This is a genomic window from Priestia flexa, assembly GCF_021441905.1.
GTDB classification, from domain to species: Bacteria; Bacillota; Bacilli; order Bacillales; family Bacillaceae_H; genus Priestia; species Priestia flexa.
The window spans coordinates 3,757,501-3,772,500 of record NZ_CP090431.1; the positions used below are offsets into that span (position 1 = coordinate 3,757,501).

At 36.3% G+C, this 15,000-nt stretch carries 16 protein-coding genes, 1 tRNA gene, 1 other RNA gene and 1 other annotated feature (2 of these 19 cut by a window edge); of the genes, 13 read left to right on the forward strand and 5 right to left on the reverse strand.

Annotation, left to right across the window (positions count from 1 at the left end):
• Nucleotides 1-845, reverse strand: partial view of a YaaC family protein gene (locus LZP85_RS19305; RefSeq protein ID WP_025908021.1) — the 5' portion only. The gene continues 133 nt to the left of window position 1, outside the view; only the first 845 of its 978 coding nucleotides appear in the window; it begins with the start codon at nucleotides 843-845; its stop codon lies off the left edge, out of view.
• Nucleotides 846-959: 114 nt separating this feature from the next.
• Here LZP85_RS19305 and guaB point away from each other — a divergent pair, with 114 nt between their 5' ends.
• From guaB to LZP85_RS19335, 6 genes are all read left to right on the forward strand, one after another.
• Nucleotides 960-2,426, forward strand: coding sequence for an IMP dehydrogenase (gene guaB, locus LZP85_RS19310; RefSeq protein WP_119543697.1), 1,467 nt, complete (start codon nucleotides 960-962; stop codon nucleotides 2,424-2,426).
• Between the two features lie 138 nt (nucleotides 2,427-2,564).
• Complete coding sequence (locus tag LZP85_RS19315; RefSeq protein ID WP_025908023.1) at nucleotides 2,565-3,914, forward strand: serine hydrolase; 1,350 nt, start codon at nucleotides 2,565-2,567, stop codon at nucleotides 3,912-3,914.
• A gap of 202 nt (nucleotides 3,915-4,116) precedes the next feature.
• Nucleotides 4,117-5,004 carry a pyridoxal 5'-phosphate synthase lyase subunit PdxS gene (pdxS, locus tag LZP85_RS19320; RefSeq protein WP_025908024.1) on the forward strand — a complete coding sequence of 296 codons (888 nt, stop codon included), beginning with the start codon at nucleotides 4,117-4,119 and terminating at the stop codon, nucleotides 5,002-5,004.
• Nucleotides 5,005-5,025: 21 nt separating this feature from the next.
• On the forward strand, nucleotides 5,026-5,613 hold the full coding sequence (pdxT, locus tag LZP85_RS19325) for a pyridoxal 5'-phosphate synthase glutaminase subunit PdxT (RefSeq protein WP_234561895.1): 588 nt from the start codon (nucleotides 5,026-5,028) through the stop codon (nucleotides 5,611-5,613).
• A 61-nt stretch (nucleotides 5,614-5,674) separates the two neighbouring features.
• Nucleotides 5,675-5,892, forward strand: a binding site (T-box leader).
• Between the two features lie 54 nt (nucleotides 5,893-5,946).
• Entirely contained in the window at nucleotides 5,947-7,224 is a 1,278-nt protein-coding gene (gene serS, locus LZP85_RS19330; protein WP_119543699.1) for a serine--tRNA ligase, read from the forward strand.
• Between the two features lie 99 nt (nucleotides 7,225-7,323).
• Nucleotides 7,324-7,416 (forward strand) — tRNA-Ser (locus LZP85_RS19335).
• A gap of 115 nt (nucleotides 7,417-7,531) precedes the next feature.
• Here the strand turns inward: LZP85_RS19335 and LZP85_RS19340 are convergent.
• The 4 genes from LZP85_RS19340 to LZP85_RS19355 form a co-directional block, all read right to left on the reverse strand.
• Nucleotides 7,532-8,209 (reverse strand): deoxynucleoside kinase, encoded by a 678-nt coding sequence (locus LZP85_RS19340; RefSeq protein WP_119543701.1) that lies wholly within the window; start codon nucleotides 8,207-8,209, stop codon nucleotides 7,532-7,534.
• Nucleotides 8,206-8,847 (reverse strand): deoxynucleoside kinase, encoded by a 642-nt coding sequence (locus LZP85_RS19345; RefSeq protein ID WP_206783190.1) that lies wholly within the window; start codon nucleotides 8,845-8,847, stop codon nucleotides 8,206-8,208. The genes LZP85_RS19340 and LZP85_RS19345 overlap by 4 nt, the downstream gene beginning before the upstream one ends.
• A 167-nt stretch (nucleotides 8,848-9,014) precedes the next feature.
• Nucleotides 9,015-10,310 carry a glycoside hydrolase family 18 protein gene (locus LZP85_RS19350; protein ID WP_206833819.1) on the reverse strand — a complete coding sequence of 432 codons (1,296 nt, stop codon included), beginning with the start codon at nucleotides 10,308-10,310 and terminating at the stop codon, nucleotides 9,015-9,017.
• A 63-nt stretch (nucleotides 10,311-10,373) separates the two neighbouring features.
• Nucleotides 10,374-10,916, reverse strand: coding sequence for a cysteine hydrolase family protein (locus LZP85_RS19355; RefSeq protein WP_061786182.1), 543 nt, complete (start codon nucleotides 10,914-10,916; stop codon nucleotides 10,374-10,376).
• Between the two features lie 77 nt (nucleotides 10,917-10,993).
• Here LZP85_RS19355 and tadA point away from each other — a divergent pair, with 77 nt between their 5' ends.
• From tadA to LZP85_RS19390, 7 genes are all read left to right on the forward strand, one after another.
• On the forward strand, nucleotides 10,994-11,479 hold the full coding sequence (gene tadA, locus LZP85_RS19360; protein ID WP_025908031.1) for a tRNA adenosine(34) deaminase TadA: 486 nt from the start codon (nucleotides 10,994-10,996) through the stop codon (nucleotides 11,477-11,479).
• Between the two features lie 90 nt (nucleotides 11,480-11,569).
• Nucleotides 11,570-11,835: signal recognition particle sRNA large type (gene ffs, locus LZP85_RS19365), an RNA gene on the forward strand.
• 155 nt (nucleotides 11,836-11,990) lie between these two features.
• On the forward strand, nucleotides 11,991-13,676 hold the full coding sequence (gene dnaX / locus LZP85_RS19370; protein ID WP_206833818.1) for a DNA polymerase III subunit gamma/tau: 1,686 nt from the start codon (nucleotides 11,991-11,993) through the stop codon (nucleotides 13,674-13,676).
• 23 nt (nucleotides 13,677-13,699) lie between these two features.
• On the forward strand, nucleotides 13,700-14,020 hold the full coding sequence (locus tag LZP85_RS19375) for a YbaB/EbfC family nucleoid-associated protein (RefSeq protein WP_163070960.1): 321 nt from the start codon (nucleotides 13,700-13,702) through the stop codon (nucleotides 14,018-14,020).
• Nucleotides 14,021-14,036: 16 nt separating this feature from the next.
• A complete protein-coding gene (gene recR, locus LZP85_RS19380) occupies nucleotides 14,037-14,633 on the forward strand; it encodes a recombination mediator RecR (protein ID WP_025908034.1) in 597 nt (198 codons plus the stop codon).
• A 15-nt stretch (nucleotides 14,634-14,648) separates the two neighbouring features.
• Nucleotides 14,649-14,873: a YaaL family protein gene (locus tag LZP85_RS19385; RefSeq protein ID WP_025908035.1), complete on the forward strand. Its 225-nt coding sequence runs from the start codon at nucleotides 14,649-14,651 to the stop codon at nucleotides 14,871-14,873.
• 96 nt (nucleotides 14,874-14,969) lie between these two features.
• Nucleotides 14,970-15,000: the 5' portion of a pro-sigmaK processing inhibitor BofA family protein gene (locus LZP85_RS19390; protein ID WP_025908036.1), read on the forward strand. Its footprint extends 239 nt past the window's final position; 31 of the gene's 270 nt are visible here — the first part of the coding sequence; the start codon lies at nucleotides 14,970-14,972; its stop codon lies beyond the right edge, outside the window.

Consider the following 15,000-nt stretch of genomic DNA (forward strand, 5'->3'; position numbering starts at 1 on the left):
TCTGTTTCATAGCGAGAAATCATACTAAGATTATACAAGATTAGATAATGACTTAGGATCTCAGGAAAGTATACGCATTGTTCACGTGATGTTGTTAGATGCAAATCGCTTGTTTCTAAATTGAAAAGTAGAGGAGAACATTGATAGAGATTTGTATGTAAGTTTGCAAAAGAAATTCTAAGAGTAGGATTTATTTCTTGCATACGCATGTCTATCTTGAAGCGATCTTGTAAATATAAATGTAATCGTGTATTGTCCATATGATAAGATTCTTTAATTTGGTTAGGGAAAATTAACTCTTTATTATTTAAGTTCCCTACTAATACTTTCTTAGAAGCTCTTGAAGGGCTTAATTCATTAAATAATGAATACATTTCATCAATATGTACTAATAACTCAGTCATTGTATATTTTTGACCTTCTAATTGTTTCATGTGAAACAGTTCTTTTCCAACCTCAGAAAACAACCCATTTTTTTGAATTTTTACCTCATCATCAAGAAAGTCATAACTTTGCTTTTTTCTTTTTCGTGTTGACACTCCATGTGCTAGAACTGCTGTATTTTCTGGATAAACTGGATTTTTAGTTAATAGACATGCTTTTAACAACTGGGATAAACCATAAAAAAGTAATACTGGTTGCATGGAAGTATGAGATTTTAGTGCAGTTTGATAATAATTTTTGCTATGTTCCAGATAATAAATAAATGGATAACAATTTTTAAAACTACGCTGTTCAGCATCAACAATGCTTGAAGAATTGTACTGATTATATAAATACTTTTGTGAAAAAGGGGCTGAGAAAAATAAATGATAAGGTTTCCAAACATCATAAGTGAAACTCAAAAAATCACCTCTTTTATTATTAGAATTATCTGATATATAGTATGGTTATTGACAGCTACATAAGCAATTGTTAATCTACTAATAATATTCTGTCGCTTTGAGGAGGATTCTATAATGTGGGAAAGTAAATTTTCAAAAGAAGGTTTAACATTTGATGATGTTTTGTTAGTGCCAGCTAAATCTGAAGTGTTGCCAAAAGATGTTGATATGAGTGTAGAACTAACAAAAACGCTAAAGCTAAATGTACCATTCATTAGTGCAGGTATGGATACAGTAACTGAAGCAGAGATGGCAATTGCTATGGCTCGTCAAGGTGGTTTAGGGATCATTCATAAGAATATGTCTATTGAACAACAAGCCGAGCAAGTTGATAAAGTAAAGCGTTCTGAAAGTGGTGTTATTACCGATCCATTTTTCTTAACACCAGAAAATCAAGTATTTGCTGCAGAACATTTGATGGGGAAATATCGTATCTCTGGCGTACCAATTGTAAATAACGAAGAAGAGCAAAAGTTAGTTGGTATTCTGACAAATCGTGATTTGCGTTTTATTCAAGATTACTCAATGCTTATCTCTGATGTAATGACAAAAGAAGAGTTAGTTACAGCTCCAGTAGGAACAACGCTCGACGAAGCTGAAAAGATTTTACAGCAATACAAAATTGAAAAATTACCACTTGTAGATGACAACGGTGTATTAAAAGGTTTAATTACAATCAAGGACATTGAAAAAGTAATTGAATTTCCAAATGCTGCGAAGGACAAGCAGGGACGTTTATTAGTAGGGGCAGCAGTTGGTGTGACAGCTGATTCAATGGTTCGAATTGAGAAGTTAGTAAAAGCTGGTGTGGACGTTATTGTAATTGATACGGCACATGGTCATTCATTAGGCGTTTTAAATACCGTACGTTCAATTCGTGAAACGTATCCGGAATTAAATATTATTGCAGGAAACGTTGCAACTGCTGAAGGAACAAGAGCGTTAATTGAAGCAGGTGTAGACGTAGTGAAAGTTGGAATAGGACCTGGTTCAATTTGTACAACTCGTGTTGTAGCTGGAGTAGGTGTTCCACAAATTACGGCTGTATATGATTGCGCCACTGAAGCAAGAAAACACGGTGTACCAGTAATTGCAGACGGAGGAATTAAGTACTCTGGAGATATCGTAAAAGCACTAGCTGCTGGTGGACACACTGTTATGCTAGGGAGCTTATTAGCCGGTACAACTGAAAGCCCTGGTGAAACAGAAATCTTCCAAGGAAGACGCTTTAAAGTATACCGTGGTATGGGCTCAGTTGGAGCAATGGAAAAAGGAAGTAAAGATCGTTATTTCCAAGAAGATAATAAAAAGTTTGTTCCAGAAGGCATTGAAGGGCGCTTACCTTATAAGGGGCCTGTTGCTGACACTTTATATCAGCTAATTGGGGGATTAAGAGCTGGAATGGGATATTGCGGCTCAGCTAACCTACAAGCATTGCGTGAAGAGGCACAGTTTATCCGTATGACAGGAGCTGGCCTAAGAGAAAGTCACCCACATGACGTTCAAATTACAAAAGAATCTCCAAACTATTCACTTAGCTAAGTAAAAAAGCACCTCTCTAATTTAGAGAGGTGCTTTTTTATGCTAAAGATTGTTTTAACGGTACTTCTTTATCTATTTTTTTTAATTTTTGTGTGATAAAATAACCTCTATGTGATTTATGTCTGGAGGGTATTGGTAGTGAAGAAAAAATTGATAAAACAGCTTTTTGCATTAGTTGCTGTTTTCTTAATGGCTAGTTCTTTAATCACTCCAAATGCGTCTGCAGCTTCACAATTTCCAAATGTTGAAGCAGATGCCGCTATTTTGATTGAAGCAGATACAGGCCAAATTTTGTATGAAAAGAATTCAGGTGCTGTACTAGGTATTGCTAGTATGACAAAAATGATGACTGAGTATTTAATTTTAGAAGCTATTCACGAAAAAAAGCTTTCTTGGGATGATCGAGTAGGAGTTAGCAAATATGCTGCAGATATCTCACAAGATTACTCATTGTCAAATGTTCCATTATTAACAACAGAGAAATATACGATTAAAGAATTGTATGAAGCAATGGCTATTTACTCAGCAAATGGAGCGAGTATTGCACTAGCTGAGGCTTTAGCAGGATCTGAAGCCGAGTTTATTAAATTGATGAATAAAAAGGCAGAAGAGTTAAATTTAGGTGAAGCTAAATTTGTTAACTCAACAGGTCTTTCTAACTCATTGTTAAAAGGTCAACATCCAAAAGGTACAAAAGCTGATGATGAAAATTTACTATCAGCTCGCGCAGTATCAGCATTAGCTTTTCATATTCTTCATGATTATCCAGAAGTATTAGAAACGGCTAAGACACCTGAAAAGATCTTCCGACCAGGTCAACAAGGCGAAACGACGATGGATAACTGGAATAAAATGCTTCCATCTTTCCCTACATACGGATATGAAGGTTTAGATGGCTTGAAAACAGGACATACAGACTTTGCAGGCTATTGCTTTACAGGAACAGCTGAACGAGATGGTGTTCGTTATATTGCAGTAGTCATGAATGCCAAAAATAATGGTAAGTCTTTTGAAGGAGCGCGCTTTACAGAAACAAAAAAACTTTTAGATTATGCATTTGATAATTATGAGCTAAAACAAGTAGCTCCAGAAGGCAAGGCTGTTAAAAAGCATGAGTCCCTTCCAGTCGTAAAAGGGAAAAATAAAGAGCTAAAAGTTGTAACAAAAGAACCAGTGAATGTTCTTACAAAAAAAGGTGAAGAAAGTAAAATATCTCTTCAATTTGATTTTAATCCTAAAGTTGTAGATGAGAAAGATCGAATCGTTGCACCAATTAAAGAGGGTCAGGTTGTAGGTTACGTTAGTGCCAAGAATAAGAATCTTGATGATTTAGGTTATGCAGTAAATAACGGAACAAATAAAGTGCCTGTCGTTGCAGATACTACGATTGAAAAGGCTAACTGGTTTGTTTTAGCAATACGAAGTATAGGTGATTTCTTTGTAGGTGTATGGTCTGATGCAGCCGCTAATATTAAGAATTGGTTTTAATTCATAAACCATTTATAAAAGGAGATACTAAAGCAAGGTTTTTGTTGCATTTAGTATCTTCTTTTTTTAGACAAGTTTTTCAAACTACACAATTTTAATAGGATTTTTTCAGAAAATAAGGTAAAATAGACAATAAGTTTTGAATTTTGTATACATAATTTATTGATTATGTGTAATACAACTATACTGGGGGAAGACAAACATGAGTAACATTACAGGTACTGACAGAGTAAAACGCGGAATGGCGGAAATGCAAAAAGGCGGCGTTATTATGGACGTTGTTAATGCTGAACAAGCAAAGATTGCAGAAGCAGCAGGAGCAGTTGCAGTTATGGCATTAGAACGTGTACCAGCAGACATTCGTGCTGCAGGTGGCGTATCTCGCATGGCAGATCCGACAATTGTCGAAGAAGTTATGAATGCTGTTTCAATTCCGGTAATGGCTAAAGCACGTATCGGTCACATTGTAGAAGCGCGTGTTTTAGAAGCAATGGGCGTAGACTATATTGATGAAAGTGAAGTATTAACACCAGCAGATGAAGAATTTCATTTAAATAAAAATACGTTTACAGTACCATTTGTTTGTGGTTGCCGCGATTTAGGCGAAGCTGCACGTCGTATTGCAGAAGGCGCTGCTATGCTTCGTACAAAAGGTGAACCAGGTACAGGGAACATTGTAGAAGCTGTACGTCATATGCGTCAAGTGAACGCACAAGTACGTAAAGTAGTGGGTATGGACGAAGCTGAGTTAATGACGGAAGCAAAGCTACTAGGTGCACCTTATGAGCTATTATTACAAATCAAGCGTGAAGGTCGCCTTCCAGTGGTTAACTTTGCTGCAGGTGGCGTTGCAACACCAGCAGATGCGGCATTAATGATGCAATTAGGAGCAGATGGAGTGTTTGTAGGTTCTGGTATCTTTAAGTCTGATAATCCAGAAAAATTTGCTCGTTCAATCGTAGAAGCAACAACGCATTATGAAGATTATGAGTTAATTGCAAAGCTTTCTAAAGGATTAGGAAATGCAATGAAAGGTATTGAAATCTCAACATTATTACCAGAAAATCGCATGCAAGAGCGTGGCTGGTAACAGTAAGGGAGTTTTAACAGCATGGTGAAGGTTGGAGTTTTAGGACTACAAGGTGCATTTAGAGAGCATGCGCATTCAGTGGAAGCAACAGGGGCTGAAGCGATTATTATTAAAAAAGTAGAACAGCTAGAAGAAGTGGACGGGCTCATTTTACCAGGTGGAGAAAGTACGGCAATGAGACGTCTGATTGATAAATATGACTTTATGGATTCACTGCGCCAATTTGCTAAAAGTGGCAAACCAATCTTTGGGACTTGTGCTGGTCTAATCTTACTAGCAGGCGAAATTGTAGACTATGATGAGCCTCATTTAGGTGTTATGAATATTAAGGTGGCTCGAAATTCTTTTGGTCGCCAACGTGAGAGCTTTGAGGCGAAATTAAATATAAAAGAAGTTGCAGATGATTTTATTGGAGTATTTATTCGTGCGCCTCATATTGTAGAAGTCGGTGAGAACGTGGAAGTCCTATCTATTCATGGTGATCGTATCGTAGCTGCAAAACAGGGACAATTTTTAGGGTGTTCGTTTCATCCAGAGTTAACGGATGACCATCGTATGACAGAGTATTTTATCGACATGGTGAAAGAGTCTCTGAAAAAACCTGTATAAACCAATTGCAACTTGTATAGACTTGTAGTACATTATGATTATTAATTACAATGTTGAAAAGTATAAAGCGTTGATAGGAAATAGTAGTAAAGAAGTTAAACTTTAGAGAGTCGATGGTTGGTGAAAATCGATGTTTAGCCTTTACGAATCCATCCTGGAGCAAGCTATTGAAATAGTAAGTAGATAGCTTCGGTTCATTCCGTTATCTGACTGAAGAGGAAGGTTTATTTATGAGCCTTCAACTAGGGTGGCAACGCGGGCTAAACTCTCGTCCCTTTTATAGGGATGGGAGTTTTTATTTTGCCCATTTTATACAAATAAGGAGGTAAATAGATGTTAGACGTAAAGGTTTTACGAGCTAATCTTGAAGAAGTAAAAGAAAAATTAAAGTTCCGCGGAGAAGATTTATCAGATCTTGGGCGCTTTGAAGAGTTAGATGTAGAGCGCAGACAGCTATTAGTTCAAACTGAGGAATTAAAGAGTAAGCGTAATGAAGTGTCTCAACAAATTGCTCAATTAAAACGTGAAAAGCAAGATGCAAATAGTATGATTTTAGAAATGCGTCAAGTAGGAGACAAAATTAAAGAGTTAGATGAGCGTCTTCGTACTGTAGAAACAGAATTAGAACAACTATTACTTTCAATCCCTAATATTCCACATGAGAGTGTTCCAGTTGGTGAAACGGAAGATGAAAATGTAGAAATTAGAAAATGGGGAGAGGTTCGTCAATTTAATTTTGAGCCGAAGCCACACTGGGATCTAGGAACAGATTTAAATATTTTAGACTTTGAACGTGCAGCAAAGGTAACGGGAAGCCGTTTCGTGTTTTATAAAGGCCTAGGAGCTCGTTTGGAACGTGCCTTAATCAACTTTATGATGGACTTACACATGGATGAGCATGGATATGAAGAAATTCTTCCTCCATATATGGTTAATCGTACAAGCATGACAGGAACAGGGCAGCTTCCTAAGTTTGAAGAAGATGCTTTTAAAATTAAAGAGGAAGACTATTTCTTAATCCCAACGGCTGAAGTTCCCGTAACTAATCTACACCGTGATGAAATCATTAATGGAGACCAATTACCATTAGCTTATACAGCATACAGCGCATGTTTTAGATCAGAAGCAGGTTCAGCTGGTAGAGATACACGTGGACTAATTCGTCAGCATCAATTTAACAAAGTAGAGCTAGTTCGTTTTGTAAAACCAGAAGATTCTTACGCTGAGCTTGAAAATCTGACAGGACATGCTGAAAAAGTATTACAGTTGTTAGAACTGCCATACCGTGTTTTAAGCATGTGTACTGGAGACTTAGGATTTACAGCAGCTAAAAAATACGATATTGAAGTGTGGATTCCAAGCTATGAGTCATATCGTGAAATTTCTTCTTGTTCAAACTTTGAAAGTTTCCAAGCGCGAAGAGCTAATATTCGCTTCCGCCGCGAGGCAAAAGGGAAACCAGAATACGTACACACATTAAATGGATCTGGATTAGCGATTGGGCGTACAGTGGCTGCAATTTTAGAGAACTATCAACAGGAAGATGGTTCAGTTGTTATTCCAAAAGTATTACGTCCTTACATGGGGAACAAAGAGGTTATTAACGGTTAAATTGAAATGATTCACAACTTTTTTGTTGTGAATCATTTTTTTTTTAGAAAACAGCTTGACTCTTATTTGTATATGTGATAAATTTATAAATGTCGAAACGGAGGAATACCCAAGTCCGGCTGAAGGGATCGGTCTTGAAAACCGACAGGGGTGTTACAGCCCGCGGGGGTTCGAATCCCTCTTCCTCCGCCATATTTGACTTTAAATGTTATTTAAACATTGCGCGATAAATTGGAGATTGTAAAACGTCACTTTTAGAAGTGGCGTTTTTTCATTCCCATTTTTCACGAAGAAAAATGGGAATGAATTATGAATGTCTTCTTTTTAATTTTTCGTTGTGATGTAAAAACTTAGAGATTTTTTCAACAATCGGTTCAACGGATGTCGGGTCCTTTAAGATATCGTAATCATTAATATCTAATCGTAAAATAGGACAAGCTGTAAAGTTATTAATCCAATCCTCATAGCGTTTGTGCATTTCTCTCCAATAATCTAAGGGCGTTTGTTGTTCCATAGGTCTTCCACGTTCTTGGATACGATCAACGATATCTTCAAAACTACCTTCCAAATAAATTAATAAATCAGGGTGTGGGAAGTAGGGAGTCATAACCATTGCATCAAACAAGCTTGTATACGTTTCGTAATCCACCTTGGACATTGTTCCTTTTTCGAAATGCATTTTAGCGAAAATACCAGTATCTTCGTAAATTGAACGGTCTTGTATAAAGCCTCCACCGTATTCAAAAATTCTTTTCTGTTCTTTAAATCTCTCCGCTAGGAAGTAAACCTGAAGATGAAAGCTCCATCTTTCAAAGTCAGCGTAGAATTTATCTAAATATGGATTTGTATCAACTTTCTCGTAAGAAGTGCGAAAGTTCAGCGCATCTGCAAGAGCTTGTGTCATTGTAGATTTCCCAACGCCTACTGTTCCAGCAATAGTCAATACAGCATCATTTGGAATGTTGTATTTTGTTCGTAAATTCATATTGTAGAACTCCTTTTTAATAAGCTGCTTTTAACATCTGAGATGATATGCTCTAAATGCTCTTTATTTTTGACAAAGTCTAGTTCATCTCCACTATAGCGTAAAACAGTTACCTGTGGGTTATTTTCTTTGAAGGTTTTAATTGCTTCCTCATAATCGGAGCTTAGCTGAGCTAGATAAGAAGGGTCAATGTTTTTTTCAATTTCCCTTCCACGCATTTTAATACGCTTCAATAGTGTAGGTAAAGTAGCATTTAAGTAAATAACAATGTTGGGCTTTGGCATATCATGTGTCAGTATATCGTAGATTTGTACATATTTTATGTACTGACTATCCTTTAAAGTTTGCTGAGCAAAAATCATGTTTTTCATAATATGATAGTCAGCAACGACAGGCTGATGTTGATGTAGAAAATGCTTTTGAATATCCTCTAACTGTTTATAACGGTTGCATAGAAAAAACATTTCAGTTTGAAAGCTCCACTCTTCAATATCCTCATAGAATTTCCCAAGGAATGGATTTTCATCAACAATTTCTTTCAAAAGTTGAAATTGAAATGTCTCTGCAATAGCCTTAGCTAGGGAGGTTTTCCCAACACCTATAGGGCCCTCAACAGTAATAAAAGGTATTTCCCCCATGGACTCTTCCTCCTTTATCTATACATGTTCTCGAAAATTGACAAAAAACATTGTATCACAATAAGAGGAGAGAATGGATAAAAACAAAAAGAAAAACCAGTTGTAAAAAACGGAAGGAAACATAAAAAGAGGATAATCCTATGCTGTAGGAATTATCCTCTTTAAAATTATTCAGGTATTCTTTTAATTACTTTAAAGTTATCATCAAGGAGTAGCCAGTTTTGAGGGAAAGGTAATCCCAACTTCCAATAAGCCATGCCTCTTAAGTTTAATTCTTTTAACAAATCGAATTTTGCTTGGATTGACCGGGCATCTTCAAACCATACCTCATGCGTTTTTTGAGCTGAATCAGAGTATCGGAAAAAGGGAGCCTGAGCTTTTTTATCATACTGTATGCTTGCGTTGTACTGATACGCAATTTCAATCGCTCTTTGAGCACTAATTGCTTTTGCATACTCACCACCTGGTTTGAATGGAAGCGTCCAATCATATCCGTATAGATTTTGTCCCATGACAATTTTTTTGCTAGGTATTTCTGAAATAGCATATTCTAGCACATCTCTGACAGGGCCAATCGGAGAAACAGCCATTGGAGGACCTCCACTGTATCCCCATTCGTATGTCATAGGGACAACAAAATTTGCTATCTCCCCAATTCTTTTGTAATCATGTGCTTCATACCACTTTCCTTTTTGATCACTACTTGTTTTAGGTGCTAATGCTACAGATATTAACAAGTCTTCAGCTTGAAGCCGTTTCTTTGCTTTTTCTAAAAATGTAATATAAGCATTTTTGTCTTCCGGACGTAAGAATTCAAAGTCAAAATGAATATCTTTAAAGTTTTTCTCTGTAGCAATACGAATAATATTATTAAGCAATTTATCTTGAACATCCGCATTGTTTAAGATTGCTTCTCCTACCTCTGCACTAAACCCGCCGTCTTCGATATTGGCAAGAACCATTAAAAAAATTGCATCGTTTTCTTGTGCAATAGTTCCAAAGTTTTTTAATGGAGGTTCTTTGATAGAGCCATCGCGCTGTACTTCGAAGTTAGCCGGTCCCAAATATGTGAGGTATTTAGCATTCTTCTTAATCAATTCTTCCGTTTCGCTACTAATGGTACGGTTACTTGTTTCAACATATCCTAAAAATTCAGCTTCTGTCTTTGGAGAAGCTGGAATGAGCAACTGTGTTCCAAGTGTTAGAGGAGAAGTGATGGAAAGGTTGTTAGCTTTTGCGATTGATTGATAACTAACTCCTAGGGTTCGCCCTATCTTCCATAATGTATCGCCTTTTCTAACGGTATAGTAACTTTCGTTAATAGGTACAACTAATGCCTGGCCCACCACTAATCGATTGGGATCAGGTAATTCATTTGCTAAGCTAATTTTTGAAGCTTCAATTTGAAACCGTTGAGCAATACTATAAATGCTATCTCCAGACTTTACAGTGTAAATATCCATAGTAATAAACGCCCCCAAAAAAGAATGTTTATTAAGTCTATGAACAAAAGAGTAAGCAAATGCTTATGTAATTAAATCACTATGTTCACAAATGTTCGCTTTAAGTACATTTTGCATCATTTCGATAGCGAACTTGTTATCTTCATCAGAATTTGATGCAATACAATCTTTAGGGATAATCAGGTTGTACTCTCTCATATAAGCATCATTTGCTGAAAAGAGCACACATATATTTCCCGCTAACCCTGTTAAAATTAATGTTTTAACGTTTAGTTGCTGTAGTAAAATGGTTAAAGCTGTTCCATAAAAAATAGAATGCTTTGGTTTAATTAAAAAGTAATCTGTAGTATGGGGTTGTATATACTGGAGTATGGGGGAGCTTATTGGATTTGTGCAGTATTCAAGGATTTTATTTAAATTAGCTTGCCATAATTTATAGTGATCGTTTATATAGATAACAGGAATTTTTTTACTTGAACACTCTGCTTTTAATGAAGAGATATTACGCGCGAGAATTTTAGCTTTTTCAGCTAGGATTTTCCCATTTTTAAATTGAAAATCATTAATCATATCAATAATAACTAATGCAATTTTAGAATCATTCATATACAATCTCCTTATTGTTTTTTAACCTAATAAGTAGTGTTGCTCATAACAAATATAATATGTAAGGAGTTTGGAACATGCTTGAAGACGAGAAATATATGCGTTTAGCTATAGATGAAGCAAAGAAAGCTTGTGGAATTATGGAAGTTCCTATTGGAGCTGTTATCGTAGATAAAGATGGACATGTTATTGCAAAAGGCCATAATTTAAGAGAAAGTACACAAAGATCCATAGCTCACGCAGAGCTGTTAGCTATAGATGAGGCATGTCAAAAGTTAAATACGTGGCGATTAGAAGATACGACTTTATATGTTACTTTAGAACCTTGTCCGATGTGTGCGGGGGCTATTATGTTATCACGTGTAAAAAGAGTGGTGTTTGGAGCGTTTGATCCTAAAGGAGGGTGTGCAGGAACCCTGATGAACTTATTAGAGTATGAAAAGTTTAATCACCAATCAGAAGTTCAAGGTGGAGTTCTCGAAGATGAGTGTGCAGAAATGTTAAGTACATTCTTTAAAGAATTGCGAAATCGAAAAAAACGAGCAAAGAAAAATTTACAATAAATTACATTCTGTAAAGGTTGCATTTTGTCCTAAAAAGAATTATACTTGTATAAGCATCAACATGGTGCTCAAACAAAGGTTTCAACTTTGCCGTGCTAAGCGGGGAGGTAGCGGTGCCCTGTACTCGCAATCCGCTCTAGCGAGGCCGAACTCCTTTCCTGAGGTTAGTTCTCCTTGAGGTCTGCCTTAAGTAAGTGGTGTTGACGTTTGGGTCCTATGCAATGGGAATCTGTGAACCCTGTCAGGTCCGGAAGGAAGCAGCAGTAAGCAGAACCTCTCATGTGCCATAGGGTCGCCTGAACCGAGCTAACTGCTTAAGTAACGCTTGGGGAGGCTAATCGAAGGAAGGTGCACGGCAGTTATATACATATAAAAGTAACCTACTCTAACGATGGAGTAGGTTTTTTTATTTAGCATATATTTCACTATATAAGATAAACGATGTTTTGGAAAAATAGTTATAGTACGTTATAATAATATCAAATTTATATAACAAAAAGGAGAAGATGCAGTGGCGTATCAGGCTTTATATCGTGTGTACCGCCCTCAAAGCTTTCAAGATGTTGTTGGTCAGCGGCATATTATTAAGACTTTACAGAACGCGCTCGTTCTTGAGAAATTTTCGCATGCATACTTATTTTCAGGGCCAAGGGGTACAGGGAAAACGACTGCAGCAAAAATTTTAGCTAAAGCGGTTAACTGTGAACATGCACCCGTATCCGAACCTTGTAATGAGTGTGCTACATGTAGAGGAATTACAGACGGTTCCATATCAGATGTTATTGAAATCGATGCGGCTTCAAATAACGGAGTAGATGAAATTCGAGATATTAGAGATAAAGTCAAATATGCACCAAGTGCCGTTCGTTACAAAGTTTATATTATAGATGAAGTTCATATGCTCTCAATAGGTGCGTTTAATGCATTGCTAAAAACATTAGAAGAACCACCTCCTCACGTAATATTTATTTTGGCAACAACAGAACCGCATAAAATTCCACTTACTATCATTTCAAGATGTCAACGTTTTGATTTTAAACGAATCTCACCTGACGATATTGTTTATCGAATGAAAGAAGTTTTGATATCTGAGGATGTAAACGTAGCGGATGAAGCTTTATATGAGGTTGCTAAGGCATCTGAAGGTGGTATGAGGGATGCATTAAGCTTGTTAGATCAGGCTATCTCATATAGCGAAAATGAAGTTACTTTGGATGATGTGTTATCTATTACAGGTGCTGTTTCTCATACATTTATGCTGCAAATTGTTCGTTCAATTGCGGAGAAGAATCTTGTATCAGCGCTACATGCAGTTGAGCAACTCATTCAAAACGGTAAAGATCCAGTTCGTTTCTTAGAAGATTTAATCTTTTATTATAGAGATGTTTTACTTTATCAATCGTCGTCTGAAATGGAACATTTGATGGAAAAAGCAGTAGTGAGTGAGGAGTTTAAAGAGTTAGCTTCACAACTGCCAGCGGAGGGTATCTATTCAATTATTAACCAACTTAATCAAACGCAACAAGAGATGAAGTGGACGAATCATCCAAGAGTGTTACTAGAGGTAGCACTAGTGAAACTTGCTCAATCTTCTAGTAAGAAAAAAACAGTAGCGAGCGAAGAGGATGATTTACTTCAAAAAGTTAAAATGCTTGAAGCTCAAGTTAATCATCTAAAGGAAAACGGTGTTCAATTACAGCAAAGTCAACAAGAAACAAGTGATCAAAAAGTAAAAAGACAAGTGCGTAGTCAGTATAAAGTTCCAATAGGAAAAGTGCATGAGGTCCTAAAACAAGCATCTCGTCAAGAACTAGAGGAAGTTAAGCGTCTATGGGCAGAAGTTTTAGAAACGCTACGTCAGCAAAATAAAGCATCACATGCTGCTCTGTTGTCTAATAGTGAACCTGTGGCTTCATCTTCGAAGTCCTTTATCTTAAAATTCAAGTATGAAATCCATTGCAAAATGGCTGCTGAAAATAACAACAATGTACGTGATAATTTAGAAAATATCCTATATACTTTAAGTGGGAGCAAACGTGAAATGGTTGCAATCCCTGATAATGAATGGGATAAAGTAAGAGGAGATTTTCTTCAAGAGCAGCAAGGAAATGATGGGTCGCAAAAAGAAGAAGAAGACCCTTTAATCTCCGAAGCTAAAAAGCTTTTCGGAGAAGAACTTATTGAAATACACGAATAGAACTAGGAGGAATTATAATTATGATGCGTGGCGGAATGGGTAACATGCAAAAAATGATGAAACAAATGCAAAAAATGCAGAAAGATATGCAAAAGGCGCAAGAAGAGCTAGCTGAGAAAACAATAGAAGGAACAGCTGGCGGTGGAATGGTTACAGTAGTTGTAAATGGTCAAAAAGAAATCATTGATGTAAAAATCAAAGAAGAAGTAGTAGATCCAGAAGATATCGAAATGCTTCAAGATCTAGTTTTAGCAGCAACGAATGACGCGTTAAAACAAATGGATGAGTTAACAAATAACACAATGGGACAATTCACTAAAGGTTTAAATATCCCAGGACTTTAATTAAGGTGGTTGCTACGTGCATTATCCAGAACCAATTTCAAAACTAATAGATAGTTTCATGAAACTCCCGGGTATTGGACCAAAAACGGCTGTTAGGCTTGCTTTCTTTGTTTTAAATATGAAGGAAGACACAGTGCTTGATTTTGCTAAAGCACTTGTTAATGCAAAGCGTAACTTAACATATTGTTCAACCTGTGGTCACATTACAGACCAAGACCCATGTTACATCTGTCAGGATCAAAGGAGAGACCGTACTGTTGTGTGTGTCGTTCAAGATCCTAAAGATGTTATTGCTATGGAGAAAATGAAGGAATATACGGGTCTGTATCACGTCCTTCACGGTGCAATTTCTCCAATGGAAGGTATTGGTCCAGAAGATATTAAAGTTCCTGAATTGTTGAAGAGGCTTCAAAATGATGAAATCCAAGAAGTAATTTTAGCAACAAATCCTAATATTGAAGGTGAAGCAACGGCAATGTACATTTCTAGGCTGTTAAAACCCACTGGTATAAGAATTACTAGAATTGCACATGGTTTACCAGTAGGCGGAGATTTAGAGTATGCTGATGAGGTAACTTTATCTAAAGCTTTAGAAGGTCGTAGAGACGTATAGGTAAGGAGCTATGCCATGTTTTTTAAACGAAAAGGTTGGTTAAGAAAAGAATATGATGAATCTTTTCTTAAAACGTTCAATGAATTAAAAGATAAGTGGAATAAAAAAGAGGTTATTGTTGAAAGAAGTGTAGATCCTTCAGATGCAGTTTTAGTAGACATGAAATTAGCAAAAGTTAAATATCTCTTTTTATTAAAAGAAGCAAAACATAGAAATATATCTATTCGAAAGATGTCTTAATTTAAGGCATCTTTTTTGTTTAATAAAAATGGATTGTTTTTAAAAGTAGGACATACATATAAGTAATATTATTTTATTTATAAAGAAGGGATAAATATGTTAACTCAACCTCTTATTGTTATTCCTG